General features: G+C 70.0%; 23 protein-coding genes and 1 pseudogene. 14 read left to right on the top strand and 10 right to left on the bottom strand.

Annotated elements, in window-relative coordinates:
- Nucleotides 1-1,036: 1,036 nt before the first annotated feature.
- Together E9998_RS12285 and E9998_RS12280 are read right to left on the bottom strand one after the other, a co-directional pair.
- Entirely contained in the window at nucleotides 1,037-1,366 is a 330-nt protein-coding gene (locus tag E9998_RS12285) for a hypothetical protein (RefSeq protein WP_136529991.1), read from the bottom strand.
- Complete coding sequence (locus E9998_RS12280) at nucleotides 1,359-1,604, bottom strand: hypothetical protein (protein WP_136529990.1); 246 nt, start codon at nucleotides 1,602-1,604, stop codon at nucleotides 1,359-1,361. The genes E9998_RS12285 and E9998_RS12280 overlap by 8 nt, the downstream gene beginning before the upstream one ends.
- Nucleotides 1,605-2,019: 415 nt before the next feature.
- On the opposite strand from E9998_RS12280, the gene E9998_RS12275 reads away from it, so the two are divergent.
- The 12 genes from E9998_RS12275 to E9998_RS12220 all read left to right on the top strand — a co-directional run bounded on the left by E9998_RS12275 (nucleotide 2,020) and on the right by E9998_RS12220 (nucleotide 11,567).
- A complete protein-coding gene (locus E9998_RS12275) occupies nucleotides 2,020-2,838 on the top strand; it encodes a helix-turn-helix domain-containing protein (protein WP_136529989.1) in 819 nt (272 codons plus the stop codon).
- Nucleotides 2,835-3,152, top strand: coding sequence for a DUF397 domain-containing protein (locus E9998_RS12270; RefSeq protein ID WP_136529988.1), 318 nt, complete (start codon nucleotides 2,835-2,837; stop codon nucleotides 3,150-3,152). Before E9998_RS12275 ends, E9998_RS12270 begins: the two co-directional genes overlap by 4 nt.
- Nucleotides 3,153-3,829: 677 nt before the next feature.
- On the top strand, nucleotides 3,830-4,372 hold the full coding sequence (locus tag E9998_RS12265; RefSeq protein WP_136529987.1) for a hypothetical protein: 543 nt from the start codon (nucleotides 3,830-3,832) through the stop codon (nucleotides 4,370-4,372).
- Between the two features lie 72 nt (nucleotides 4,373-4,444).
- The gene (locus tag E9998_RS12260) at nucleotides 4,445-5,398 is read left to right on the top strand and encodes a hypothetical protein (RefSeq protein ID WP_136529986.1); all 954 of its coding nucleotides are present in this window, start codon (nucleotides 4,445-4,447) and stop codon (nucleotides 5,396-5,398) included.
- A 96-nt stretch (nucleotides 5,399-5,494) separates the two neighbouring features.
- Nucleotides 5,495-6,448 carry an ATP-binding cassette domain-containing protein gene (locus E9998_RS12255; protein ID WP_136529985.1) on the top strand — a complete coding sequence of 318 codons (954 nt, stop codon included), beginning with the start codon at nucleotides 5,495-5,497 and terminating at the stop codon, nucleotides 6,446-6,448.
- Nucleotides 6,445-7,173, top strand: a complete 729-nt coding sequence (locus E9998_RS12250; RefSeq protein ID WP_136529984.1) for a hypothetical protein — start codon at nucleotides 6,445-6,447, stop codon at nucleotides 7,171-7,173. The genes E9998_RS12255 and E9998_RS12250 overlap by 4 nt, the downstream gene beginning before the upstream one ends.
- A 31-nt stretch (nucleotides 7,174-7,204) precedes the next feature.
- Nucleotides 7,205-8,431 (top strand): sensor histidine kinase, encoded by a 1,227-nt coding sequence (locus tag E9998_RS12245; RefSeq protein ID WP_136529983.1) that lies wholly within the window; start codon nucleotides 7,205-7,207, stop codon nucleotides 8,429-8,431.
- On the top strand, nucleotides 8,428-9,072 hold the full coding sequence (locus E9998_RS12240; RefSeq protein ID WP_136530113.1) for a response regulator: 645 nt from the start codon (nucleotides 8,428-8,430) through the stop codon (nucleotides 9,070-9,072). The genes E9998_RS12245 and E9998_RS12240 overlap by 4 nt, the downstream gene beginning before the upstream one ends.
- A gap of 131 nt (nucleotides 9,073-9,203) precedes the next feature.
- Entirely contained in the window at nucleotides 9,204-9,791 is a 588-nt protein-coding gene (locus E9998_RS12235; RefSeq protein WP_136529982.1) for a DUF1707 SHOCT-like domain-containing protein, read from the top strand.
- A gap of 205 nt (nucleotides 9,792-9,996) precedes the next feature.
- Nucleotides 9,997-10,404: a hypothetical protein gene (locus E9998_RS12230; RefSeq protein WP_136529981.1), complete on the top strand. Its 408-nt coding sequence runs from the start codon at nucleotides 9,997-9,999 to the stop codon at nucleotides 10,402-10,404.
- Between the two features lie 290 nt (nucleotides 10,405-10,694).
- The gene (locus E9998_RS12225; protein ID WP_136529980.1) at nucleotides 10,695-11,132 is read left to right on the top strand and encodes a hypothetical protein; all 438 of its coding nucleotides are present in this window, start codon (nucleotides 10,695-10,697) and stop codon (nucleotides 11,130-11,132) included.
- A 24-nt stretch (nucleotides 11,133-11,156) separates the two neighbouring features.
- Nucleotides 11,157-11,567, top strand: coding sequence for a VOC family protein (locus tag E9998_RS12220; RefSeq protein ID WP_136529979.1), 411 nt, complete (start codon nucleotides 11,157-11,159; stop codon nucleotides 11,565-11,567).
- Between the two features lie 7 nt (nucleotides 11,568-11,574).
- Here E9998_RS12220 and E9998_RS12215 read toward each other — a convergent pair whose 3' ends face one another.
- The 5 genes and pseudogenes from E9998_RS12215 to E9998_RS12195 all read right to left on the bottom strand — a co-directional run bounded on the left by E9998_RS12215 (nucleotide 11,575) and on the right by E9998_RS12195 (nucleotide 19,869).
- The gene (locus tag E9998_RS12215; RefSeq protein WP_136529978.1) at nucleotides 11,575-12,051 is read right to left on the bottom strand and encodes a peroxiredoxin family protein; all 477 of its coding nucleotides are present in this window, start codon (nucleotides 12,049-12,051) and stop codon (nucleotides 11,575-11,577) included.
- A 427-nt stretch (nucleotides 12,052-12,478) separates the two neighbouring features.
- Nucleotides 12,479-13,024, bottom strand: a pseudogene (locus tag E9998_RS12210) (RNA polymerase sigma factor); the annotation flags it as partial.
- A 67-nt stretch (nucleotides 13,025-13,091) separates the two neighbouring features.
- The gene (locus tag E9998_RS12205; protein ID WP_136529976.1) at nucleotides 13,092-13,679 is read right to left on the bottom strand and encodes a hypothetical protein; all 588 of its coding nucleotides are present in this window, start codon (nucleotides 13,677-13,679) and stop codon (nucleotides 13,092-13,094) included.
- 55 nt (nucleotides 13,680-13,734) lie between these two features.
- Complete coding sequence (locus E9998_RS12200) at nucleotides 13,735-18,222, bottom strand: NACHT domain-containing protein (RefSeq protein WP_136529975.1); 4,488 nt, start codon at nucleotides 18,220-18,222, stop codon at nucleotides 13,735-13,737.
- Between the two features lie 93 nt (nucleotides 18,223-18,315).
- Nucleotides 18,316-19,869: an MDR family MFS transporter gene (locus tag E9998_RS12195; RefSeq protein ID WP_192907088.1), complete on the bottom strand. Its 1,554-nt coding sequence runs from the start codon at nucleotides 19,867-19,869 to the stop codon at nucleotides 18,316-18,318.
- A 199-nt stretch (nucleotides 19,870-20,068) separates the two neighbouring features.
- Here E9998_RS12195 and E9998_RS12190 point away from each other — a divergent pair, with 199 nt between their 5' ends.
- The gene (locus E9998_RS12190) at nucleotides 20,069-20,665 is read left to right on the top strand and encodes a TetR/AcrR family transcriptional regulator (RefSeq protein WP_158299788.1); all 597 of its coding nucleotides are present in this window, start codon (nucleotides 20,069-20,071) and stop codon (nucleotides 20,663-20,665) included.
- On the opposite strand, the gene E9998_RS12185 is transcribed toward E9998_RS12190, so the two are convergent.
- Nucleotides 20,666-21,316 carry a hypothetical protein gene (locus E9998_RS12185; protein ID WP_136529972.1) on the bottom strand — a complete coding sequence of 217 codons (651 nt, stop codon included), beginning with the start codon at nucleotides 21,314-21,316 and terminating at the stop codon, nucleotides 20,666-20,668.
- Here E9998_RS12185 and E9998_RS26945 point away from each other — a divergent pair.
- Nucleotides 21,281-21,622: a VOC family protein gene (locus tag E9998_RS26945; RefSeq protein ID WP_338029411.1), complete on the top strand. Its 342-nt coding sequence runs from the start codon at nucleotides 21,281-21,283 to the stop codon at nucleotides 21,620-21,622. The genes E9998_RS12185 and E9998_RS26945 overlap by 36 nt on opposite strands.
- Before the next feature lie 52 nt (nucleotides 21,623-21,674).
- On the opposite strand, the gene E9998_RS12175 is transcribed toward E9998_RS26945, so the two are convergent.
- Both E9998_RS12175 and E9998_RS12170 read right to left on the bottom strand, forming a co-directional pair.
- Entirely contained in the window at nucleotides 21,675-22,862 is a 1,188-nt protein-coding gene (locus E9998_RS12175; RefSeq protein WP_136529971.1) for an RtcB family protein, read from the bottom strand.
- 553 nt (nucleotides 22,863-23,415) lie between these two features.
- Nucleotides 23,416-23,631 (bottom strand): hypothetical protein, encoded by a 216-nt coding sequence (locus E9998_RS12170; protein WP_136529970.1) that lies wholly within the window; start codon nucleotides 23,629-23,631, stop codon nucleotides 23,416-23,418.
- Nucleotides 23,632-23,816: the final 185 nt, after the last annotated feature.

Below are 23,816 nucleotides of genomic sequence, written 5' to 3'. Positions count from 1 at the left end.
AGCTGCGGACCCGATAGCACTGAAGCTGGCCCTGCGGCCGCTCCGGGATGACACCGATCCAGAACCGAGAAGTTCGGTACTGCCGTGTCGAGACCTGTCAGGAGGATCGAGTCGGCCAGAGGCTTGGCTTAGTCTGCGCTACACCTGCCCGACACCTGTCCAGATTTCCTGTCCCTGTGCGTAACTCAATCATGACACCCAGGCACCCCTACCGTCATCACCCACACGATGACAAGACACTCACGTTCGGCGCCACACCCACAGCGCCGCAACGGAAACGGGCCTCATCCTCCGCGCTGACGGTCCCGCCTCGGACGCGCTCGCGGACCACAATCAGTCCGCTCGCTGCGCCCCTCCGCCAGCTACTCGAACCCGTCCCCGACAAGCCCACCCCCACCACCAACCCACCCCTCATCGCCGCCGCCTTTCGCCCTGACCGCAAACCGCCCCACCCCGCACGGCCACAACCCATCACAGCGATCGCGCCTCCGCCCTCAAACAAGAGCTTCACCGAGCAAGCTGTATTCGTTGTGCGGCAGATGTTCCGGTTCCTTCGCGTGCGAGTGACCATCCGCCCCCTCGGAGCCTGGACCACTCGCTGTACTCGAAGCGACTGCGGCCGCCGGTATAGGCGGAAAGGCTTCGAATCACGGCCACCTCTCGACTGCCTCGATCCGGAATTCACCGGCTACGGCAGTGAGCTTGACGCCGTTGGTGCGATCACCCCGATCGTGATGCGACCGATCTCGTCTGGCCGAAGTACACCTGTGATGCTGAGGAGCGAGAGAGATTGCCGCGGCCGAGGTCGAGTTGAACTGTGTCGGCTCCCCGCGAGAAGCCCACTTGGTCGTTCGCTCGGCGGGAAGCCGCGCAAGTCGGCCACCGATGCGAACGGCTGGGCTGCCTGGGCCGAGGCGACCACCAGGGGCGAGGGCGACGTCTTCAAGTGAGCGTACGTTCGGCGCCAGGCGTGCAACGCCCCGCGCCGAACGGCGGCCGGGTCCGAGGGCCCCGGAGCGCCCGGCCCGGGTGACAGCTAGTCCTCCTCCGGGTCGGCGATGAGGGCGCGGCAGCGTTCCATGATCCATCCGCACCATTCGTCGTTCTTCCACGCGCCGTACCACTCGGGCGGTTCGGTCACGTCCTCGGTGAAGCGGCAACACTCGCGGGCGCCCGCGCCGTCGTCGAAGTCGAGGAGGAACTGGTCGGGACCCGGCGTGTACCGGTGCGGGACCGGCGAGGTCTGGTACAGCGAGAACACCGCCGGACCCCGCCGGAAGCACCCCAGGTAGCCGTCGATCCCGGGCTCACCGTCCGACCGGAGGTTGTACGGCCCTTCGGCATCGGCCAAGACCGCCTCAGCCATCGCAGAACCTCGCGCCCTTCACGACGCGCTCCTTCATGAGGCTGCCGTTGTGGAAGACGTGGAAGGCGCACTCGCGCGCCCATGCCTGCCACTCGACGGTCCTGGTCCGCCATTCCTCGCCCCACGTGGCGTGCAGGTCGCCGGTGTTCAGGCCCGACACGATCAGCACGATGTCGGCCCGGTTCTCGCTCGCGAACACCTGGAAGGAGTCGGGCGCCACGGCGCTCGACGCGCTCACCGTGTACTCCCGGCTCCCATCGGTGAACCGCCCTCGCACCAACGGATCTGGTCGGGTGGTCGAAGCCTGGAGCCGTTCTGCCGCTCGATTCATCGCTTTCCTCCATTTCGGACTCATCGTGGCTCGGAGGAGTCCGACCCGGCGCCCGCCGCCCCCGGAATGGACGCCGGCCGCCGGGTCTTCCCCACCGCACGCGAGTCATGCGGATCGACTCGCGTGAAGTCGACAGTAGGAGGACCACCACACCGAATCAAGACCAAAACCCCAGGTCAGAGTGTGGCAATTGGGCAGTCTCCTGTGGCTGCGGCCGGAGGCTGCGGCCAGTGGAGTAGGCCCCACGGCCACGGCCAAATGCCACATCGAACTGAGGGGCGATGGGGGTTGCGCTTTCGGTAGTCGTTGCTTTACTGAATGGATGCGGAACGATGCATCACGACAGACGCCCATGCGGCGCAAACTGATCGGCCGGAAACTCAAGATCGCGCGGAAGAAGGCGGGGTATGCCCTGCGGCACCCGGAGGTCATCGACCGGGTCGGATCAGCCCGGACCGCGCAGCGGCTGGAGGACGGCGAGGCCACCACGCTCGCCTTCCCGGTCATCGGATCGCTGTGCGACCTCTACGGGATGCCCAAGGAGGAAAAGTTCGAGCTGGAACGGTTGTGGAGGCTCGGACCGGCCACGACGTGGACGCAGCCGAGAGGGCGGGGCCTCTTCGGGTTCAGCGCCTTCCATGAACTCCAACTCCACTCCAGCACGGTCTACCAGTACGAGTCGACCTTCGTTCCGGGCCAGCTCCAATCCGAAAGCCACATGCGGATGCTGTTCCCTCGAAATCCCGACCTCGATGAAGCCGCAGTCGAGCAGGAGGTACAGAACCGGCTGCGAAATCAGCAACCTTTCTGGCAAGGCAACGAGCCCAAACACCACTTCCTCATGAGCGAAGCCGTGCTGCACTTCGGCTGTGATACCGAGCAGATCGGAAGACTCATCGAGGCAGATGAACTCGACCACGCAACCGTGAGGTACCTCCCGTTCACTGCTGGCCCGCCCCACCTCATGCACCTGGCCTTCACCCTTCTCAGCTTTCCCCTCGAAGACGACCCGGATATCGTCTTCGTTGAGGCCCAGAACGGCTACCTATACTTCGAGGAGGCCGAGTCCGTGCAGCACTATCGTGACGGGCTCGAATCAGTGGCAGGCCTGGCCAGGTCAATTAAGGAGTTCAAGCTATGAGCCAAGCCGGGTGGCGCAAGTCCAGCAGGAGCAGCAACTCCCAGGACTCCGCATGCGTCGAAGCTCGCGTGGCACCTTGGCGCAAGTCCAGCAGGAGCAGCAGCTCGCAAGATTCTCAATGCGTCGAAGCCCGCCCCGCCACCTCCGGCTTCCAGGTGCGGGACTCGAAGCTCGGCGAGGGATCTCCGATCTTCGACCTCGGAGCGAGTGACTTCACGGGTCTCCTGCGCGCGGCAGGGCGCGCCTTAACTTCATGTGTCGAACGGGCCCGGGCGCGGACGCGCCTGGGCCCGTTCGTCCTAAATATCCGATAGCATGAAGAGTCCCTCACTGCCGCAAGCGAACATCCGCTGGAGCGCCGATGCCGGACCTCTACGACCTCCTCGACCTGCGCTTCGATGCCGACGCCGCCGACATCGAGATACGTCTCCGCGAGGAAGAGAGCGCCTGGGCTCGGCTCGCGCGTGACAGCGATCCGGCCGTGCAACAACGGGCGGGCCAGGTGCTCGCCGACCTCGCGCGGGCACGCGACATCCTTCTGGACCCCGAGCGGCGCAATGCCTACGACGCGCAGCGGTCGGAGCGATCGGCCGCCGATCCAACAGCCTCCGCACGGTCCGCTGATCAAACGGCTCCCGCACCGGCCGCCGCGTTGCCCGCCGATCAGGCGGTTCCCTCGCCGCCCACCGGACCTCCCGCCGGACCGCCCACCGCGCTGCTCCCGACACCCTCCCCGGGGCGGTCCCCGGCCCCACCTCCGGTTCCGCCTCCCGCCCCGTCCCCAACCCAGTCCCCCACCCCGCCTTCGACCCCGGCGCCGCCACCGCCGCCACCGCCGATGTCGCCGGTGCCGACCGTCGCGCAGTCCTACGCGATCCCGGGCCAGGCCGGACAGCAGCCCGCTCAGCCGCCCGGAATGCCGTTGATGCAGCCTCCGGGCCCGCCGACCGGCCCACTGCTCGTCCCACCGCCCGGCTCAGTTCCTGGCGCAATGCCCGGAAATCCTTACGCGACAGGCCAGTTCGCCGCCGTGCCCGCGTACTACGGCTACGGGCCAATGGTGTTCGGTCCGATCCGGCGGCGGAACCCGGCGGCCGGGGCGGCGATGGCGCTGGCGGGGACGCTTCTGATCGTCCTGGGCACGTTCATGGTCTGGAACCGGGTCGTCGGAGGCGGCGGGAACTACTGGGACATGACCACCGGGCGGGCAGGCTCGGCGGGCGATTCGCTCCCCGCCACGCCGCTGGTCGCCGTCGCCCTGGTGCTCGCGGCGCTGTGGTGGTCGCTGTACTTCACCGCCTCCACACCGACCCAGGGCCTCACGCTCTCGCTCATAGGCATCGTCTGGTCGCTGCTCCTCTTCCCGGTCCTCCTCGGCGCCCTCGGCGCGATGGAGAGCGACCCTTACCTCGAACTGTTCGGCGTCGACCAGGGCACCAGACCGGGACCGATCTTCACCATCATCGGCGCGCTGATCGTCTTCACCGGCAACATCACCGCGATCGCCCAGAACGCCTCCCGCATCGGCACCTGAACCCCGCACTCCGAACCACGCGCCCCCCACCCGCACGCGTCACCCCTCACCTCCTCAGCGAATCGAGACCCCTTGTCCGACAACGAACACCCCTCGGTCACGGCGCACCCCGCCTCGCCTCACCCGGTGGTCACCGACACCAGACCCGGCCGGATCAAGCGGTCGGAGGGCCTGCTGGAGGTCACGATCGCAACCACCGCGCCTACCGAACCCGAAGGCCCCGGCCGGGAAGCCCCGGAATACCCGCCGTCCCGGGTGCCGATCCTCCTGGTCGACTCGCGGCCCGTCGCGCAGGGCGTCGGCACGGCCTGGGTGCGGCTGCCGCCTGGGATGCACCGCTGCTCCGTCCAGGCGGGCGGGTTCGCCGGGTGGTGGGTCGCCGAGGTGACGGCACGGCGCACCACCGTCCTCGAATCGCACCCCGACCGCGCCTGGGAGCCGGGCGGCGAACCGCCGCTCGCGCCGGACACCTGGGCGGGCAAGACGCTGCGACGTGCTGACGAGGCCGGGGACTCCGCGCCGGCGGCGTCGCAGCTGCCCTTCACCCTCGACCGCCTCCCCGACCACGAACCGAAGAGCGGCGGGCTCCTGCTCGACCTCACGTGGGAGGCCGTCTCGCAGCACGTCGACCCCGGAACCGGCATCGACAGGGACTGGTTGCGGCGCTCGGGCGAGCCGTGGCCGCCGCGCGAACGGCCCTGGATGCCCGACCCCGTCGTGACGATCGACGGCGCCCGGCAGGAGTTGGACTGGGGCCGGTGGTGGATCCCCCTGCGGCCCGGCGGGCACGGGCTCGAAGTCGCGGTCGCTGAAAGCGGTCCGTCCGCCGGGACGCGCCGCGCGCGCTGGCGGACCGCCGTCGACGTCCACCCCGGCAGCATCACCCGCGCCCGCATCAACGCGCAGGTCGTGCAGCACTCCCGGCCCGAACGGACCGTGCTGCGCACCAGCGGCTTCGACGCCCGACTGCGATCCAACCGGCTCACCGAGCGGCTGCCCGACTTCCGCGAGCCGCGAACCCGATGAAGCCCACCGCGTTCGGCGATGCAACCGTAATCGCCGCACTCGGATTCCTGACTTTCGACAGTGTTCGGGACTCGCGCGCTCGGCGAGCATGGAACGGTGATCGCTTACGAGAACGCAACGAAGCGCTACGGCGCGAAGACGGCCCTGGACGCACTCACGGTCCAAGTCCGCAGTGGACATGTGACCGGGCTGTTGGGGCCGAACGGCGCAGGCAAGTCCACGGCGATGCGGCTGCTGCTGGGGCTGGACCGTCCGACCCAGGGCGGCGTCACGATCGACGGGGTGCCGTACGCGCGGCTGAAACAGCCGCTGCGGGCGGTCGGAGCGCATCTGGACGCCCGCTCCTGCCACCCCCGGCGAAGCGCGCGGGCGCACCTGCTGGGCCTGGCCCGACACGCAGGCCTCCCCGCCGGTCGCGTGGACGAGGTGATCGAGGTCGTCGGACTTGAATCGGTCGCCCGCCGCCGGGCCGGCGGTTTCTCGCTGGGCATGGGCCAGCGCCTGGGGATCGCGGCGGCGCTGCTGGGCGATCCGGCGGTGCTGGTGCTCGACGAGCCGATGAACGGGCTGGACACCGACGGCGTGCGGTGGATCCGCTCCCTTCTCCAGTCGTTCGCGGCCGAGGGGCGGACGGTGCTGGTCTCCAGCCACCTGATGGCGGAGATGCACCAGACGGTCGACCGCGTGATCGTGATGGGCAAGGGGCGGCTCCTCGCCGACTGCACCACGCGGGAGCTGGTCGCGTCTGTCGCCGACGTCACGGTGCTGCGGACGCCCGACCTCGCCGGTCTCGACGGTCTGGTGGAGGCGCTCGAACGGGAGGGGATGTCGGCGGAACGGGAGGCGCCCGGCACGCTGTCGATCACGGGAGGGTCGATCGAGCGGATCGGCGACCTCGCGTTCGAGCGGGGCGTGCGCGTGCATTCGCTGTCGTCCACGCCCGCGACCCTGGAAGAGGGGTACCTGCGCCTGGTGGAGGACGAGTTCGAGTTCCGCAGGGCCGCAACGCCCGCGGGCGAGACGGTCGCGATCGGCGGTGCTGGGCGATGATCCGCGCGCTGGGTGCCGAATGGGGCAAGACGTTCTCGATCCTCTCTCCGCTGCTGTGCTTGATCAGCACGGTCGTCCTGGTCGCGGTCACGGCGGCGTCCTTGGGCAACGACTTCGTGCACGGCCTCAGTCTCGGGGAGCACCCGGCGGGGACCACGATGCGCGTGGTCGACGTCTTGGGTCCGGCCGTGCAGTTCGGCCTGCTCACCTTCACCGCCGCGGCGATGACGCTGATCACCTCCGAGTACTCGACCGGGAGCATCCGCTCGACGTTCCAGGCGCAGCCGCGCCGCTGGGTCGTGCTCGCGGGCAAGACGCTCGTCGCGGTCGCCCTGGGCGTCGTCAGCGGTGCGGTGGCCGGCGGCCTCGGGGTGGCCGCTGGGTCGCTCACGCTCGCCGGGCACGCCGCGCCGGCGGCCGAGTCGGCGGCCGTCACGGTCGCGAGGGTGGCCGCGCTGTTCGGCGTGGTGGCGGTCCTGGTCGTCGCGTTGGGCGCGATCATCCGGAGCGCCGTGGGCACCTTGTCCGTGGGGTTGGTGCTCCTGGTCGGGATGCTGGCGATGCCGCCGTCGATGAGCGTGTGGACGCCCGCAGGCGCCGCGGGGCGGTTCGTCACCGGCGACGGCACCGACTACCCCTCCGTCGTCAAGCTGCTGATCGTGGCCGGGTGGGCGGCGGCGGCGTACGCGGCGGCCTCGGTGCTGCTGGAACGGCGTGACGCGTGAGCGGCGCGGCGGGCCGCTTACAGTGGGCGGCATGATCCGACCGTCGTCCTCGCCCGCCGTCGCCGTGTGCGCGGCGGCGGGCGCGCTGGCGGAGGTCGCGGCGCTGGGCTGGTGGGCCGCGACCGGGTCGACGCTCGTGTTCCTCGGGCTCCAGTTCACGGTGGTCGCGCTGGTCTGGTTCGCTGTGCTGGTCCTGCGCTATCGAGGGTTCCGGCGCGACTACGAGCAGGCGATCGCGGTGAACGCGGTCCTGGCCGACCGCAGCCGCCTGACCGAGGAGATGCACGACGCGCTCGGGCACGACCTGAGCGTCATCGCCCTGAAGGCGGGGGCGTTGCAGGTGCAGACGACCGGGGCCGTTCAGGAGCAGGCGGCCGACATTCGCCGGGACGTCGAGCACGCCGTGCAGGAGCTTCGCCGGGCGCTCGCGGCCGCACGAGAACCCGAAGCGCCCGAATCGGTCGAAGCGATGATCGACCGGCTCGCGGCCTCGGGCGCGGTCATCGTCCGGCGCGGCGAAGTGCCGACCAGACTCCACCCCGTCGCCGATCGCACGCTGTACCGAGTGGTTCGCGAGGCGCTGACGAACGCGCTCCGGCACGCGCCGGGCCAGGCCGTCGCGGTCACCTTCGGCGGCACCGCCGAGGCCGTCGAGGTCGAGGTGCGCAACCGGGTGCCCGCCGCCGAGGACCGGGAGGCGCGCTCGACGGCCGCCGCGACCGGGCTCGGGGCCCTCCGGCGCCGGGTCGCGGTCGCGGGAGGGCGGCTGGAGGCCAAGGTTGAGAGGCGTGGGACCGAGGGCGGTGAAATCGAGAGTGGTGAGGTCAAGGGCGGTGTGGCCGAAGGCGGTGAGTTCACCGTGACCGCGCAGATCCCGCGCAGGCCGCGTCCGGCGCCCTCGGTGAGCGGCACACGGCGCTCGCCCCTGTGGCGGACCGTGCGCTCGGGGCTGGCGCCCGCCTGCGTCGCCCTCGTCGTGCTCATGGGCTTCTACACCTGGGCGACCCATGACGACGTCATCGAGGAGGGGGACTTCGACCTCCTCCAGGCGGGCATGGCCGCCGCCGAGGCCGAACGACTGCTGCCCGCAAGGCAGGCGCCCGTTCGCCTCGTGCCCGCGCCCGCGCACGAACCCGAATGGTCGTGCGCCTACTACACCGACGGCAACTTCCCGCTCGGGCTCGCCGTCTTCGAGGTCTGCTTCCACGACGGCGCCGTGGTGCGGGTAAGCGACCTGCGGGAGCGGTCATGGCTGTGATCCGCGTGCTCCTGGCCGACGACGAGCCGGTCGTCAGGGCGAGCTACCGGGCCATCCTGGACACCGATCCCGGTATCGAGGTGCTCGGCGTCGAGGCCGCGACGGGCCGGCAGGCCGTCGCGCTCACGCTCGCCGAACGACCCGACGTCGTGCTCATGGACATCCGCATGCCCGAACTCGACGGGCTCGCCGCGCTCGAGCAGATCCGCCGCGCCCGCCCGGCGCAGGCGGCGATCATCGTCACCACGTTCGGCGACGACGAGTACATCGCCCGTGCCGTCCAGTTGGGCGCCAACGGGTTCCTCGTCAAATCCGGCGACCCGTACGATCTGCTCCGCGGTGTCAGGGCCGCGGCGGGCGGCGGCGCGATGCTCTCCCCGGCCGTCGCCGCGCACCTCATCGGCCTCCTCCGCGCCGGAGCGTCGGCGACCGAGGCGGGCCGGGCGCTCGCCTCCCTCACCGCCCGCGAACGCGAGGTGCTCGCACTGCTCGCGACGGGCGCCTCGAACGCCGAGATCGCCGCGGCGCTGTTCCTCACCGAAGGCACCGTCAAGGGCTACCTCAGCGGCATCTTCCTCCGGCTCGACGTCAGGAACCGCGTCGAAGCGGCGATCCTCGCCCATCAGGCCGGCCTCGTCTGAACGGGTCGACCCGGAACCGCCCCGCCGGGCCCGCCGAACGGCGCCCGACTCGACTCCGGCCCGGAGCGGCCCTCAGAACCCGTGCGCGAAGCGGTAGGTTCGAACTTGTTCAAAGCAGAAGAGGAACCGCAATGTCCGCGCCCGATCCGAACATCCGCATCTCCAACGCACAGCGCGAAGCGCTCATCGGCAGGCTCCACGCCGCCACCGAGGACGGCCTGCTCGACCTCGAAGAGTTCGCCGAGCGCTCGCGGCAGGCGTACGAGGCGAAGACCTACGCCGACGTCTCGCGCCTGCTCGCCGACCTCCCCGACGACGACCGCGCCCTCGCGGTCTCCAACCGCCTCCAGGCCACCGGCAGCGCGCCGGACATGGTCCTGGACCCACAGCACAGCCGCGTCAAGCGCGAAGGCGTCTGGACCGTCCCGCGCCGCATCACCGTCAAACCCCGGCACAGCGCGGTCACCCTCGACTGCCGCAGCGCCGCTTTCGCCGCAGGCGACATCGAAGTGGAGGTGGACCTGGCCCACTCCAGGTTCACACTGGTCCTTCCGCGGAACGCCTCGGCCGTGGACGAGGGCGTCCGGCTCAAGGGCGGCACGGTCACCAACCGGTGCCAACAGGCGGTCGACGGGCCGCGCTTCCACATCACCGGCGACAACAACTGGGGGCGCGTCACCGTCCGCTACGAGCGGCGCTTCCTTTGGTGGCGCTGGTGAACCCGTAGCCGAGACGGCACGATGAGGACCGGCAGCGGCGCCCGGCGGGCGCTGCGGCCGGTCTTTTCGCGTCTGACCTGCGGCGACAGGGTGCGGGTGCCGTGTCAGTCCGAGGGCGGCGCGGCGTCAGGGCCGTGTCAGCGCGGCCCCACATAGTTGCTCCATCAACGAAGCACGCACCACCGCTTACAAGGAGCGCAACGACATGAACGCCGAACTCACCGCCCAGGACAAGTCCGTCATCCGCACCGCCGCCTTCGGCGCCGTCACCCTCATGTCCTACGCGGGCATCGCCGGCTCGGCCCACAAGGTCGCCACCGAGGGCACGCTCGCCTTCGCCTCCGCGACCGGCGCGGTCGGGCACGTCCTCGCCGCGAAGACCCACGACTTCAAGCTCAAGGCCAAGTCCGCCGCGACCCTCGCCGACCAGGTCCTCCCGGCCCTCACCGCCTCGGTGACCCTCCTGGAGGCCCACGACCCGGCCGAGGCCGAGAACTTCCGCACCACGATCAACGTCGCGATCGCGGCCGCCAACCGCGCCCACAAGGGAGCGCCCAGCCCCGCGATGGCGGCCATGACCGCCAAGATCGACACGGCGCTCAACGTCGCCTAGTGAACACTCACGGACACTTCGGGATCGGGCCGGTCGGCTCGGTCCCGAAGGCGTTTCGGAGGCTTGTACGGGCCACTTTCGACTTTCGGACCGTGGCCCCGGGCCGATAGACTGATCTGGCCCTTCCCCTCAGTCCACTGGAGAACCCCTGCCCCGAACCCTGTCGGTCGGGCCGCGACGGTCGGATAGCGCCGGTCGAACCGCGCCGATCCGGCCCGGATGGTCGAGACGGTCTCGCGGCCGGTGTCCGAGGACCGTTGGGAGCAGCGCGAACGCAGGAAGTAGGCGCCATGTCCGGTTCAAGAGGCCCCCGCTACATCCGGGTCCGGTATTCGCGGCCGACCTCGTTCCTCATGACGGGCATGGGCGGCGTGCTCATGGTCGTCGCCGCACTGTCGCTGTTCATGCCGTTCATTCCACTGCTCGTGCCGATCGGCCTCGCCGGACTGGCGCTCCTCGGCGGCGGCCTCCGCTCCTTCTTCGGCCAGCGCTACCTCTACAACCCCTCCACCGGCGGCCTCACGGTCTTCATGGCGTTCGGCCCAGGCAGCCGCGGCCTCGGAGCGCCGAAGGGCGAGCGTGTCTTCTACGACGGCAGGCGGATCGTGCGCGAACTCCCCGACGGCACCCGGAGGCGAGTCAGCTCGACAGGGACGAACCGGGCCGACCTCGCCCGGCTGGTGGAGGCCCTGCCGCCCGAGCACGGCCAGGCCCTCACCGAGCGCTGACTGCGCCGGGATAGCGTTCCGGCAATGGAGACTCCAGCGAACGGGACCTTGCACCACGTCGAGCTGTGGGTGCCCGACCTCGCCCGCGCGGTCGGTTCGATCGGGTGGCTGCTCGAACGCCTCGGGTATGCGCCGCATCAGGACTGGCCCGCCGGGCGCAGTTGGCGGCTCGGTCCGACGTACCTCGTCGTGGAGCAGTCTCCGGCGCTCACCGGCGACCGGCACGACCGGCGCGCGCCCGGATTGAACCACCTCGCGTTCCACGTCCGTGACGACGCCGAGGTCGAACGCCTCGTCACCGAGGGCGCCGACCACGGCTGGCGGCTGCTGTTCGCCGACCGCCACCCGTACGCCGGGGGCGACGGCCACTACGCCGCCTATCTTGAAGACCAGGACGGCTTCGAGGTCGAACTCGTGGCCGCCGAGGTGCGCTGATCCGGGGCTAGGCGCGACCGCTGTCGCGCTTGTCATTGCGCTGCAACGACCCCACGGCCGCGAGGATGCCCTTCCGGTCGTAGCCGGCGGTGGGCATGGTCGCGGCGTGGGCGTGCCGGACCGCGCCGCCCCGGTCGAGGAGGATGCTGCCGGACTGCTGCATGGCGCCGAACACCTTCCGCACCAATCCGACCGACTCATGCGGCGTGCCGCTTCGCCCGGTGACCACTTCGAACGGCACTCCCCGCCTCGCCCGCCAGGCCGCGGCCTCGCCGCGGCCCTCGGGCACGGCGATGAGGACCCGGACGTCTGCGGCGGCGAACAGGTCGGCCCGCTTGGCGAGGTCTCTGACATGTCCGTTGCACACCGGGCAGGTCGTGGAGCGCATGAAGTACAGCAGCGCATGGCGACCGCCGAGGCGGATCTGGTCGCCGGAGGTGTCCTCCAGGTCGAGGTCTGTTGCGGTCGAACCGATTTCGAGCATGGTGAACTCCTTAGACGCCGAACTGTGAGGCTCGGTGGGTGATGTGGCGGGCCGCTTGGTGCGGCCCGCAAAGGTGGCACGGGTGCGGCCGGCGAGGGTGATGCGGAGTGCGGCCCGTGCGGGTGAAAGGCCGTCGGATCGGCTCGTGCAGCAGGCCAGCGCGCACGGCGGCCGGGCTCCGCATTCGCATTCCGCAGAAAGCGGATCGCGGATCGCATCGCGCGGATCGCGGGGCGGCCTATGCCCCAATCGACCCGCCAGCGGCGGCATCCCGGGCGAGGCGTTCGCGAACCACCGACCTCGGCCGACCTAGTCCGGCTCCGGCCTGGGGCGTTCGCATCGCCGCCCGCGCCCCAGTCGAGGGCGATTCGCCCGCAAGGCGTTCGCGAGTCGCCAACGGCGTCCCGACCTCGTCCGACTCCCCAGTCAGATGTTCGCGAACCGCAGCTCTCGCTCGGTGGAGGCGCGACTTCATGGCGGACACGGAGAGACCGAGCGCGTCGGCGACCGTCCGGCCCGGGTAGCCGAGGAGGTCGCGCAGTACGAGAACACGACGGAGGTCCGGGGGGAGCCCTGCGATGGCCTCGGCGACCCACAGCTCCTCCAGGCGCCGCATGAGGTCGTCCTCTCCGGCAAGCGTGGCGCTCACCCGGGTCAGATCGTCGCCGCGCCAGGCGCGTCGCGCGTGGCGCAGGCACTCGTTCCGCACGATCCGGAACAGCCACGAGGCCAAGGCGCCGGTCGCGCGCAGCGTGCCGATCCTGCGGTACAGGATGATGAGCGCTTCTTGCGCGGCGTCCTCGGCGTCGGCGTCCGAGGCGCACAGCGCGCGCGCGAAGCGGCGCACATGCGGATGCGAGTCGGTGACGAGGGCCGCGATGGAGGACCGGTCGCCGCGCTGGGCGGCGCTGACCAGTGCGGCTCGGGGCCAGCCGGCGGCGGCCTCCTGGTCGGGGGCGGTGGCGGTGTCCACGGCGTCCTCCTCTCCGGCGCCGGGCGCGTCCCGGCCCCCATAAGAGTCTGTGGCCGGGCGAAAGGATTCAGCGCGGGGGGCGATGTGCGTCACTCTCCACTGCCGCTTCGGCGTCGCGGGGCGGCCGGAACCGCCATTCGGTGGTCGGCGGTGTCGGTTCCGGTGCCGGGAGTCGGAACGCCTTCGCCGCGGGACTCAGCAGCAGGCCCACCGCGACGGCGGCGAGGGCCACGAGCGCGAGCGCCGCCAGTTCGACCGTGGTGAGCCACCAGGGCAGGTCGTCGGCGACCTGGTCGAGGATCGACCGCGTCTCGTCGGTGCCGTGGGTGCGCAGCCGGTACCAGACGAACGGTTGCAGTCCGCAGCACACGGCCGCGGCCGTCCAGGTGAACACCGCGAGCGCGAACGAGGCCCGGGTGCCCCGGCCGACGCTGCGGGCGGTCATCGCGAAGAAGAACGCGGAGCAGCCGTAGGCGAGCACGGCGAACAGGCCGGTCGTGCTGGCGAGGAACGGCGTCATCGCCAGCAGGTCGGGGTCCATGCTGTAGGCCCTGGCCGTGTCTAGCTGCGCGTCGGTGATCGCCTCGTTCGCGGGCACATAGGCCACGATCTTCACCGCCGCCGCCACGGCCAGCACCGCGGCGGCTATCCACAATGCCGTACTGGAGACGGCGACCGCACGTGGACGTTCAGGAGTGTTCGTTCCGGTTTCACTCATGCATAGAAGACGCCCCGGAGGCCGCTTCGAGTTCGATCGCGAAGCGCCGAACCTGATATCCCGTACGGAGATTGAGCTTGATCGCGTTGTCGGCCGCTTCGTGCAAGCGCCCGAAGTCGACGCTGCCCTCCTCGACCCGGCGGCCCGCGAGCGAGGCCCGCGCCTCGGCGTCGCGGCAGGCGAGGGTGATCGCGGCCCAGAGCCGCTCGGTCTCGTCCAGGTCCGGATCGGCCATGAGGGCGCGGAGGCGGTCGAGGCCTTCGCGCTTGCGGCAGAAGCTGAGGTTGAGCGCCGCCGCGGCCCTGCCCAGGCCGTCGAATGCCGGGTCGTCCGTGAAGCGACGCAACCGTTCCACGGCCTCGCTCAGGTTGGCGGCAGGCAGGTCGTCGGCAGCTTCGACGCGGGCGAAGGCGGACGCCGAGGTGTCCTCCATGAGAGCGTGCAGGAGGGCAGCGGCGGCCGGCCGGTCGTGTCGCCGGAGGTACCGGGCTGCGAGCTCGGCGGCGTACGGATCGCATCCCCTGCCCTCGGCCAGGCGCCGCAGGATCGGCAGGCCGGCGCCGCGATCGCGTTCGGTCAGGAACTGGGCCGCATGGGCTCTGGTGGAACCGGGGTCGTCCTCGTTTGCGGCCATGGCGTGCAGCAGCGGCGTTCCCTCCTCCGGCCGGAACCTCGCGATCCATTTGGTCGCGTATGCGGTTCGCCCGCCGAGCGAGAGTGGTAGAGCGGCCGTCCGGCGGAGCGACGCGAGGCCCGCTTCACGGTCAAGTCCGGCGAGTTTGAGGGCGGCGTCGGTCTGAGCCACGTCGTCGATCGTGTCGTCGGAGGCCAGCTCGGCCAGGCGGGCCGTGCCGAGTCCGCGGTCGGATTCGAGCAGGGTGGCCGCGGCGCGGACCCTCGCCTGGTCATCGAGGTCCGGGCAGGTCGTGTACGCGATGGTCAGGTCAAGCCCGCGGGCGTCGCCGTACTTGCGGAGGAGGTGGGCGGCTTCCACGGCGTTCGAATGGCAGAGCCCCTTGTCCTTTGCAAGCGGCAGGAGGAGGGCGCATCCGTGCTCCATGTCGATTTTCGCCACCGCCTTCGCGGCGCTCACGCGGGACTCGTCGTCGGCGTCGGCGTCCTCGGCCGTCGCAATGAGGAGGGGGATCGCAGTCGCGAGGTCGAGCGCGACGAGTTCGCAGGCCGCGGTCGTCCGCGCATCGTCGCTCACCTCAGTGGCGGTCGCGATGCGGCGCAGGGATGTCGCGGCCTTCGATGGGTGGTACCGTGCGAGCTCGGTCGCCGCTTTCAGACGGGCATCCTCGTGGAGCGCGGCGTCGTCCGCCAGGTCGCCTAGCCGTTCCGGATCCTCGTCCAGGTCGTAGCGCACGAGCCCGGTGACCGCCTCGACTCGGTCCTCCGGGAGCAGGCCCGTGTCCTCCGCCAGATGCCGCAGGATCGCGAGGCCGTGTCCGCCGAGTCTCGGCATCAGCGAGTCGACCGCGGCGATGCGGGCCGCGGCTGTGGCGGTCGGGTCCTCGGCGAGCGCGAGTAGTCGGGGACGCGCGTGGCGCTGACCGTAGCCCAGCAGGAAGTGCAGCGCACGTTGGCGCACGTGATCGCCAGCCGAGGGCTCTGCGAGTATGCTCTCTAGAAGGGTCACGCCGAGCTGGAAGTTCCAATTCGACACGTATAGCGCCGCGGTAACCCGCTCATGACCGCCCGAGCCCGGATCGATTGCGTGGTTTTGCAGTCGCGCAATGATTCTCGCCTGGTCGACTGCGATCAGGTCGTCGAGGGCACCTACGCGAACGTACTCATCGATCGTCGGGTCATCCGCTATGGACTCGAGCATCGCGGTGTCGACGGGCCAGCCTTCGAGTGCGAAAGTCCGAGCGGCGTGCATCCGGTCCCAGTAATCAAGGGTGCTGTCCTCCTTGATGGCGAGGAGCCGACGTTCCACCTCCGCCCTGTCCTCGTGTTCGCGGAGTTCCCTAAGTGCGTTGATGGCGCCCCAGATCTCGATCGTCGGGTCCTCTGACAACTCCCGCAACCGGGCGATGCCGGCTTTACGGTCCTGTCGCGCCAGGGCCGCGGCTGCCCTAACGCGCTGGAAGCCCGCGATGCCTCTGTTCGCCACCAGGTCGCGAAGCTCGTTCGTAGCCTCGTCGGCGTCGATGTCGCACAGGAAAATCGCCGGCGAGACCGGGGCGAACTCCTTGCCGCGGAACTCGTTCATGAGCTGCTTGAGCAGCATCGCAGAGGCATCGGCGTCATGTTCGATCATCGCGCCCGCGGCGGAGGCTCTCGATTCCGCCTGTACTCCGGTGTCGAGTGCGAAGTCACGCAGTAGCGGTATCGCTGTGGAGGGCCGGTCTCTTGTGAGACTGCTCAGGGCGATGTACCTGACTCCGTCGGGCATGTCCATGTCCGCCGCAATCTCCTCCAAGGTCGCTATGGCGAAGGGCCGGTCGAATTCGACGAGCTCGTCGGCCGCACGCGCCCTGGTCCAAGGGCTGCCTCCCTCCTCTGCGAAGGCGCGCAGGGATGCGATACCGCGAAAGTCGTGCCTTGCCAGCGCGGCGCATACCTGCAAGCGATCGGAATCCGAAAACCGTCCTTCTTGGATCTGACGGTGCAGTAGGTCCCTCGTGTGCCCGACGGCGCACAGGCCGTTCACCAGCAGCCACCAGTCGGGCTGCGGGTACGGGGGCCAGCCTTGGACCACTGTGCCGATCAGCGCGTTGCGCACCTCGTGGTCGATCCGACCCGTCCCCTGGACCACGCACAGGCCCTCGGCGGCGATCCAGCCGAGCGCATACACACATTCGGGGTCCTGGCGCATAGCGTCAATGAGCGCCACCCGCTCTGCATGGGGCACTTGGGCGAAAGCGAAGATTGCGGCGATGCGGCGTTCGGGGTCGCGGAAGGCGGCGTTCCATGCGACCGGATCGGGGTAGCGGTCGAGGGTGGCGGGTGCCGCGAGGTATTCGGCGTAGGACTTGTGGACGAAGTGGGAGCCGACGGTCCGCACGTCGTGGATGAGCCCGGTGGCCTCCAGCAGCGTCACCAGGGCCTCCAGCTGACCCGGGTCCTTGGGCCTGACCTGGAGCTCCATGAGGTCGCAGGCGATGCCGACGACCGATCGCCGGTCGGACTCGAGGTAGCGGACGGCCAAGCGGCGCAACAGGTCGCGGACGGCCGCGTCGGTGGCTTCGGCGCCGGGATCGCCTTCGCTCCGGTGCCAGGCTTTGAGGAGGCGCAGAGCGGGGCCGTGCTGCTCGCGTTCGGCGTCCATCCGCTTGTGGAACTGGGCGATCCAGTGCTCGATGGCGTCGTGGTAGACGTCGACGCGCCGCGAGGGCAGTTCGAGGTGGCGGTTCTGGAAGTAGACGGTGGCGGCGACGCGGGCGAGGAGCGGCAGGCGGAAGAGTTCGAGCAGGTCGTCCTCGTCCTCCCAGCGCTTGAGGAAGCGGTCGGCCTTGGCGACCGCGGCGACATGGGCCGGGGAGCGGGTCTCGCGGTCGGGGATGCTCGTCTCGGCGTTGACCAGAAAGGCGTGCAACTGTTCGGAGGTGAAGACCTGGAGCACGAACTCGGTGACGCCGCGGCTCTCGAAGCTGCGCCGGCGGTCGTCGGTGAGGCCGCGGGTGGTGATGACGAACTTGCGGGCGCGGTCGTGCTTCGTGGCGTCCTCTATGGACTCGAACACGAGGCGCTCGACCTCGGCGCGATCGGCGGCGTCGGTGATCTCGTCGAACGCGTCGATCATCACGAGCCAGGAGAGGCCCTTGCCGGGCGGGTGCTCCAGCGCGTCGTCGCCGACCTCGCCGAAGGCCTCAGAGATCGACGCGCAGCCCACGAGCCTCCTCGCGGAGACCAGCAGCGGCCGGTACTTCGAGACCGGGTCGGCCGCCGCGGGCGCACGGTGCCGCAGATCGTGCTCCCAGTACCGCAGCATGAAGGTCTTCCCGATGCCCGCCTCACCGGTGATCGCGATGTGGCGCACCTTCGGATCGACGATGATCCTCTCGAAGCTCACCCGCTGCTCGGAGGCGGACTCCTGGGGCTTGTCCGGGTTCGCCGGCTCCTGCGCGCCGCGCTCACGCGCGAGGTCGTTCGTGGTGTAGACGCGCACCAGGTCGGGCAGGAAGTCACGGTCGTACTCGAAGCCGGGAGCCCGCCGGGCGCCGTCCTTCAGCAGTCGCTGCGCCTCCGGGAGCACCGTCGGGTGGCGAACCGCTCGTAGCCATGACCAGGCGAACACCGTCGCCAGGGCGAGCATGTAGACGGCCGCGGCGATCCAGTTCCACGGATTCGGGGCGAGCCACACCGCCGCCGCGGCCGGGATCGCGGCCAGGGCCGCGAGGCGGCGGGGGCGGCTGGGAGCGGACGCGGGGCGCTCGTCGCCCCTGAAGGTGCGGACGACCCAGGAGGCGATCGTCGGGACGAGGGGGGCCGCCAGGGTCGCGGCGGCGGGAACCCAGACTTCGGGTCGCATCCGTCCACCTTAGCGGGGCTCGGCGAGACCCGGTGGACGGCAAACGGACCGGGCCCGAGCGGGTGCGGCTCGGGCCCGGGGTCTGCGGTGGCGCTACTTGGCGCCGAGGACGGTCTCCTCGCCGACGGCGATCTCCTCGACGATCTCCTCGACCATGTCGACGGTCTCGCGGAGCTTCACGGGCGTGAGGAAGAGCGCCGCGATGAACCCGGCCGCGGCGATGCAGGCCGAGATCATGAACAGGTGCCCGGTCGCGTCCCCGTAGGAGGCGCGGACGACCTCGGCGACCGGCGCGGGCATCGCGTCGAGGTCGAGGGTCGAGCCGCCGAGGCTCCCGCTCGTGTCGATGCCCAGGGCCGCCAGGCCCGAGGCGATCTTGTCGGCGACCTGGTTGGCCAGGACCGCGCCGAGGACCGAGACGCCGATGGTGCCGCCGAGGGACCGGAAGAACGCGATCGCGCCCGAGGCGGCCCCGAGTTCGCGCAGCGGGACCGAGTTCTGGACCACGAGCACGAGGTTCTGCATCGCCATGCCGACGCCGGTGCCCACGAGGAACATGCCGACGCCCATGAACACCAGGGAGGTCGTGTGGTCGATCGTCGCGAGCATCGTGAACCCGCCGGTCAGGACCAGCGCCCCGGTGAGGATGTAGGGCTTGACCCTGCCGGTCTTGGAGACCAGGCGCCCGGCGATCGTCGAGGAGACCATGACGCCGAACATCATCGGGATGGTCAGCAGGCCCGCCTCGGTCGGCGAGTAGCCGCGGGCGATCTGGAAGTACTGGCCGAGGAAGACCGCCCCGCCGAACATCGCCATGCCCACCGCGAGGCTCGCGACGACCGCCAGCGCCGGGTCGCGGCGCTTGATGACGTGCAGGGGCACGACCGGTTCGCGGACCTTCGTCTCCACGACCACGGCCCCGCCGAGCAGGATGACCGAACCGGCGACCATGAGCGCGGTCTGCCAGGAGATCCAGTCGAAGTCGTTGCCGACGAACGTGACCCACAGGAGCAGCAGGCTGACGCCCGCGGCGATGAGGCTCGCGCCGAGGTAGTCGATCTTCGTGTCGGGCTTCTTGGACTCGGCGAGGTGGAGCGTGCGCTGGAGCATGAAGAAGGCGACGACGGTGATCGGGACGGCGAGGAAGAAGCACCATTCCCAGCCGAGCCAGTCGGTGTCGGTGATCGCGCCGCCGAGGAGCGGGCCGCCGACGGTGGAGACGGCCATGACCGCGCCGAGGTAGCCGTTGTACCGGCCGCGTTCCTTCGGGCTGACCATCGCGCCGATGATGACCTGGACGAGCACCTGGAGGGCGCCCATGCCGAGGCCCTGGACGGCGCGGAGGGCGATGAGCTGGCCCGTGTTCTCCACGAGGCCGCAGGCGAGCGAGGCCAGCGCGAAGATCGCGATGGCGATCTGGAGCAGGCGCTTCTTGTCGAACAGGTCGGCGAGCTTGCCCCAGATGGGCGTCGAGGCGGTGCTCGCGAGGAGGGTCGCGGTGACGACCCACGTGTACTGCGACTGGGTGCCGCCGAGGTCGCCCACGATCTGCGGGAGGGCGACGGAGACGACGGTCGAGGAGACCATGGCCGCGAACAGGACCATGAGCAGCCCGGACAGGGCGCGCATGACCTCGCGGTGGCTCATCGCCGGAGCTGGCGGAGCGTCGGTTACGGCGGTCAAAGGACTGCCTCCTATGGTGTTTCGGGAGGAGGGCCGGGGGCACGGACGGCGGGCCGGCGGCCGAGAACGTGGTGGTTTCCGGGACGCGACCGTAGTGAACGGAGCGTCTCTTATTACAAGCTAGCATTTAGTGAACGAATCGTTCACTATCGAAAGGAGTGCGGTGACCGAGTCCACAGCCGGGCGAAGGCGCGGCGACGACCTCGAACGCGCCATCTTCGAGGCCGCCCTGGAGGAACTCGCCGAAGTCGGCTACGCGAACCTGCGCATGGAGGCCATCGCCGCCCGCGCCAAGGCCGGCAAGGCCTCGCTGTACAAGCGCTGGCCCGACCGGGCGCACCTCATCCGGGCGGCGGCGCGCTACATGGCGACCGCGGTCGACACGAAGTTCGAGCCCAGCGGCGACGTCCGGGCCGACATGCGGCACGTCATGCTCCGCATCGGCGAGAACCAGGCCGGACCGGCCGGCGAGGCCATGCGCGGATGGGTGGGCGAACTGCGCGCCACCTCGGACGCGGAGGAGGCCGAGAAGATCCGCGAGGCGATCGAGCAGCCGCGCATCCGGGTCTTCGCGAAGATCCTGGAGTCCGGCATCGCGAACGGCACGGTCCGCCCCGAGGCGCTCCACCCGCGCATCGTGAACCTCGCCCCGAGCATGATGACCCAGCACTTCCTCATGAAGGGCCGCCCGGCGTCCGCAGCGGTCATCGACGAGATGCTGGACCACATCGTCATGCCCCTCGTCAGCGCCGGGCGGTAGCTACGCGATCGAGGCGGCCGCGGCCCGCAGGGCGGCGATCTGCTCCGGGGAGGACTCGCGCGCGATCACGGCGATCTCGCAGATGAACTCCCGCCGCTCGGCGGGGAAGGCCGCCGCGACCGCCGCGGGGTCCTCCACCAGGGCCTTGTAGATGTCCAGGCCGTTGGCGTAGAACAGGTCCACGAGCACCGGCTCGCCCGAGGCGCGCCGCATGACGTTCCCCGGGTTGCGGTCGAGCCCGCCCCAGAACGGCACCTCGCGCGCCGCCTCGGCGTCGAGCGCTTCGGCCGCCGCGCGCACCGCGGCGACCGGGTCACCCGGCTCGGCGGCGTCCCAACGGGCCAGGACGGCCTCGCGCTCCTCGGTTTCGGCCGGAGCCAGGTGCTCCATGACCGTCACCCGCCCGCCTCCGGCGAGCTCGGCGTCGAAGTCGATCCGCGGCAGCACCGCGTGCCCTTCGAGGCGCCGGCACAGCTCCACGAACACGCCGTACGCGGGCTCGAACGCGCACACCCGCGCCACCACCCGCCCGTCCGGCGACCGCCACACGACGGCCCAGTCCCCCACCCCGCACACGCCCCAACCGGCCACAGCCAGCCGCCCCGCCGCCTCCCGATGATGCAACCCGCGCAACGCTTCGAACCCGATCACGCCCGGAGCATACGAAACCGGCGGCCCGGGGGGACACCGGTTTTCAGGAGGGCCCACCGACATGGCGCCCTGCCTCGCCGAAGCGGGCCGCCAGGTCGGCGAACGCCGCGGCCCTGGAGCCGCGGCGAGGACCCGTTCTTCGTCTCCGTGCGCGGCGACGACCCGGACGAGCTCGCCGCCGCCTGGGAGCGCCTGTCCGAAGGCGCGACGGTGATCCAGCCGCTCGGCCCTTCGGCGTGGGCGGGCCTGTACGGGATACTCAAGGACCGCTTCGGCGTCACCTGGGTCCTGGATCTCGCCGCCTGAACGCGCTAAGGCCTCCCGCCGCGGCGTTAACGGCGGGAGGCCTTCGGGGCGGTCAGCCCTTGACGCAGATGACCTGGCGCAGGCGTACGACGATCTCGACCAGGTCCCGCTGGGCGGCCATGACCGCTTCGATGTCCTTGTAGGCGCCCGGGATCTCGTCGAGCACGCCCGGGTCCTTCCGGCACTCGACGCCTTCGGTCTGGGCGATGAGGTCTTCGACGGTGAACCGCTTCTTCGCCGCGTTCCGGCTCATCTTCCGGCCCGCGCCGTGCGAGGCGGACTCGTAGGCGTCGGCGTTGCCGAGGCCGCGCACGATGAAGCTCGCGGCGCCCATCGACCCGGGGATGATCCCCATGTCGCCCAGGCCCGCCCGGATCGCGCCCTTGCGGGTGACGAGCAGTTCCTGTCCGTCGTGGGTCTCCTCGGCCACGTAGTTGTGGTGGACCGAGATCTCCGGATCGAAGCGGGCCTTCGCGAAGCGCTTCTTGACGACCTGCCGGAACAGCGCCATCATCACGGCCCGGTTCCGCCGCGCGTACTCCTGCGCCCAGAACAGGTCCCGCCGGTACGCCTCCATCTGGGGCGTGTCGGCGATGAACACCGCGAGATCGGGGTCGGGCAGGTCCGCGTTGTGCGGCAGGCCCTTCGCCTTCTCGATGTGGTGCTGCGCGAGCGCGTTGCCGACGTAGCGGGAACCGGAGTGCAGCATCAGCCAGACTTCGCCGTCATCTGCCAGGCAAAACTCTAGGTAGTGGTTGCCTTGGCCTAGTGTCCCAAGCTGTTTCATTGCCTTGGCCTCGGTTCGACGAGCCACCTGCGGTGCCAGATCGTTGAATCCGGACCAGAACTCGTGCCAGCCGTGCAGGCCGGTGTTGAGATGCCCGACGTCGACTGAACTCTTGTGCATGGCCTGGCCGACCGGGATGGCGGCCTCGATCGCGGAGCGGAGCCGTGCGAGGTCGTCGGGCAGATCCTCGGCCGTCAACGACGTGCGCTGCGCGGTCATTCCGCAGCCGATGTCCACGCCGACCGCCGCGGGCGATACGGCACCGCGCATCGCGATGACCGAGCCGACCGTGGCCCCGATGCCGTAGTGCACATCGGGCATGACCGCGACGCCGTGCACCCACGGGAGCTTTGCGATGTTGTAGAGCTGCCCGCGCGCCTGCGGTTCGACCGTGTCGACGTCGCCCCACAGGCGGATCGGAGCCGCTTTGGATGCGAGTTCAGTGAAGGACATGGAGGGGCTCCTCTCAACGGGGACATTGTAGACAACCGGCCGAGCTGCGGTGTCAATGTTCCTATGCCAGTGCATGAATCATCAACATGTTTTTTCAGGTACTCATCCGCGGACCGTCAGGCATGAACGTGCACCCTGTCGTGATCCGCATCGCTAACGTCGGATTTACGGTCCAAAGAATGTCGGACCGCGTTCCTACGTTTGCGACATGTTCGATCCAGTGAAACCAGAAATCTCATACCTCATCGGCCTCTTGCAGACCGACGGTTCGCACTCCGGCAATCTCGCAGGCAAGGGCAAAGTGGTTCTGGAGCTGTCGGCGAGGGACGCGGATGTCCTGCCTCGCCTGGCCGCGATCCTGCCCTGCTACTCCTCGATCCGGTACCGGACCCGCACCACGAACTTCAGCGAGGCCTACACATCGGCAGTCCTCGGGTTCTTCAACCAGGCGGCTCGGCGCTCGATCGCGGAACTCGGCGTGCCGCCGGGTAGGAAGTCGAAGATCCTCAAGCCGCTCGAACCGCCGTTCGCGAAGGCGGACTACGTGCGCGGGCTACTCGACGGCGACGGTGCCGTCGGATTCACGGGCAAAGGCCAGCCGTTCGTGAGCTTCGTGACCGCGAGCATGGCGATGGCCGAGTTCTTCTGTGAAATCATCGCCGAGGTTTGCGGCGTCGTTCGAAATCCTCGGCCGAACAAACGGGATGGCGTCATGAACATCTTGGTCGTCAATCTCCCTGCCGCCAAGCTCGCCGCGTGGGCCTGGCATTCGCCCACCGCTCTCGGCATCGACCGCAAGCGACTGGCCGCCGCGCAGGTCGCCCTCTGGCGACCTCCGCCCGACAAGATCGGCCGCTACGGCGTCAGCCGCAAGCCTTGGACCGTCGAAGAGGACCTCATCGTCCGCGAGAACACCGTCGAAGAAGCCGCGGCGATGCTGGGAAGGACCATCCA

Origin of the sequence: Glycomyces paridis (genome assembly GCF_004912155.1) — a bacterium.
Taxonomy (GTDB): domain Bacteria; phylum Actinomycetota; class Actinomycetes; order Mycobacteriales; family Micromonosporaceae; genus Glycomyces; species Glycomyces paridis.
The sequence above is the reverse complement of the archived record's forward strand: the minus strand, read 5'-3'. Positions and strand labels throughout refer to the sequence as shown.

Coding starts and splice junctions, on each gene's coding strand:
- E9998_RS12265 (WP_136529987.1), top strand. CDS start 3,830: ATGCCCGGAAATCCTTACGCGACAGGCCAGTTCGCCGCCGTGCCCGCG.
- E9998_RS12175 (WP_136529971.1), bottom strand. CDS start 22,862: ATGTCCTTCACTGAACTCGCATCCAAAGCGGCTCCGATCCGCCTGTGG.
- E9998_RS12250 (WP_136529984.1), top strand. CDS start 6,445: ATGATCCGCGCGCTGGGTGCCGAATGGGGCAAGACGTTCTCGATCCTC.
- E9998_RS12225 (WP_136529980.1), top strand. CDS start 10,695: ATGTCCGGTTCAAGAGGCCCCCGCTACATCCGGGTCCGGTATTCGCGG.
- E9998_RS12245 (WP_136529983.1), top strand. CDS start 7,205: ATGATCCGACCGTCGTCCTCGCCCGCCGTCGCCGTGTGCGCGGCGGCG.
- E9998_RS26945 (WP_338029411.1), top strand. CDS start 21,281: ATGATGCAACCCGCGCAACGCTTCGAACCCGATCACGCCCGGAGCATA.
- E9998_RS12215 (WP_136529978.1), bottom strand. CDS start 12,051: ATGCTCGAAATCGGTTCGACCGCAACAGACCTCGACCTGGAGGACACC.
- E9998_RS12170 (WP_136529970.1), bottom strand. CDS start 23,631: ATGCCAGGCCCACGCGGCGAGCTTGGCGGCAGGGAGATTGACGACCAA.
- E9998_RS12270 (WP_136529988.1), top strand. CDS start 2,835: ATGAGCCAAGCCGGGTGGCGCAAGTCCAGCAGGAGCAGCAACTCCCAG.
- E9998_RS12230 (WP_136529981.1), top strand. CDS start 9,997: ATGAACGCCGAACTCACCGCCCAGGACAAGTCCGTCATCCGCACCGCC.
- E9998_RS12285 (WP_136529991.1), bottom strand. CDS start 1,366: ATGGCTGAGGCGGTCTTGGCCGATGCCGAAGGGCCGTACAACCTCCGG.
- E9998_RS12275 (WP_136529989.1), top strand. CDS start 2,020: ATGCGGAACGATGCATCACGACAGACGCCCATGCGGCGCAAACTGATC.
- E9998_RS12195 (WP_192907088.1), bottom strand. CDS start 19,869: ATGAGCCACCGCGAGGTCATGCGCGCCCTGTCCGGGCTGCTCATGGTC.
- E9998_RS12200 (WP_136529975.1), bottom strand. CDS start 18,222: ATGCGACCCGAAGTCTGGGTTCCCGCCGCCGCGACCCTGGCGGCCCCC.
- E9998_RS12220 (WP_136529979.1), top strand. CDS start 11,157: ATGGAGACTCCAGCGAACGGGACCTTGCACCACGTCGAGCTGTGGGTG.
- E9998_RS12235 (WP_136529982.1), top strand. CDS start 9,204: ATGTCCGCGCCCGATCCGAACATCCGCATCTCCAACGCACAGCGCGAA.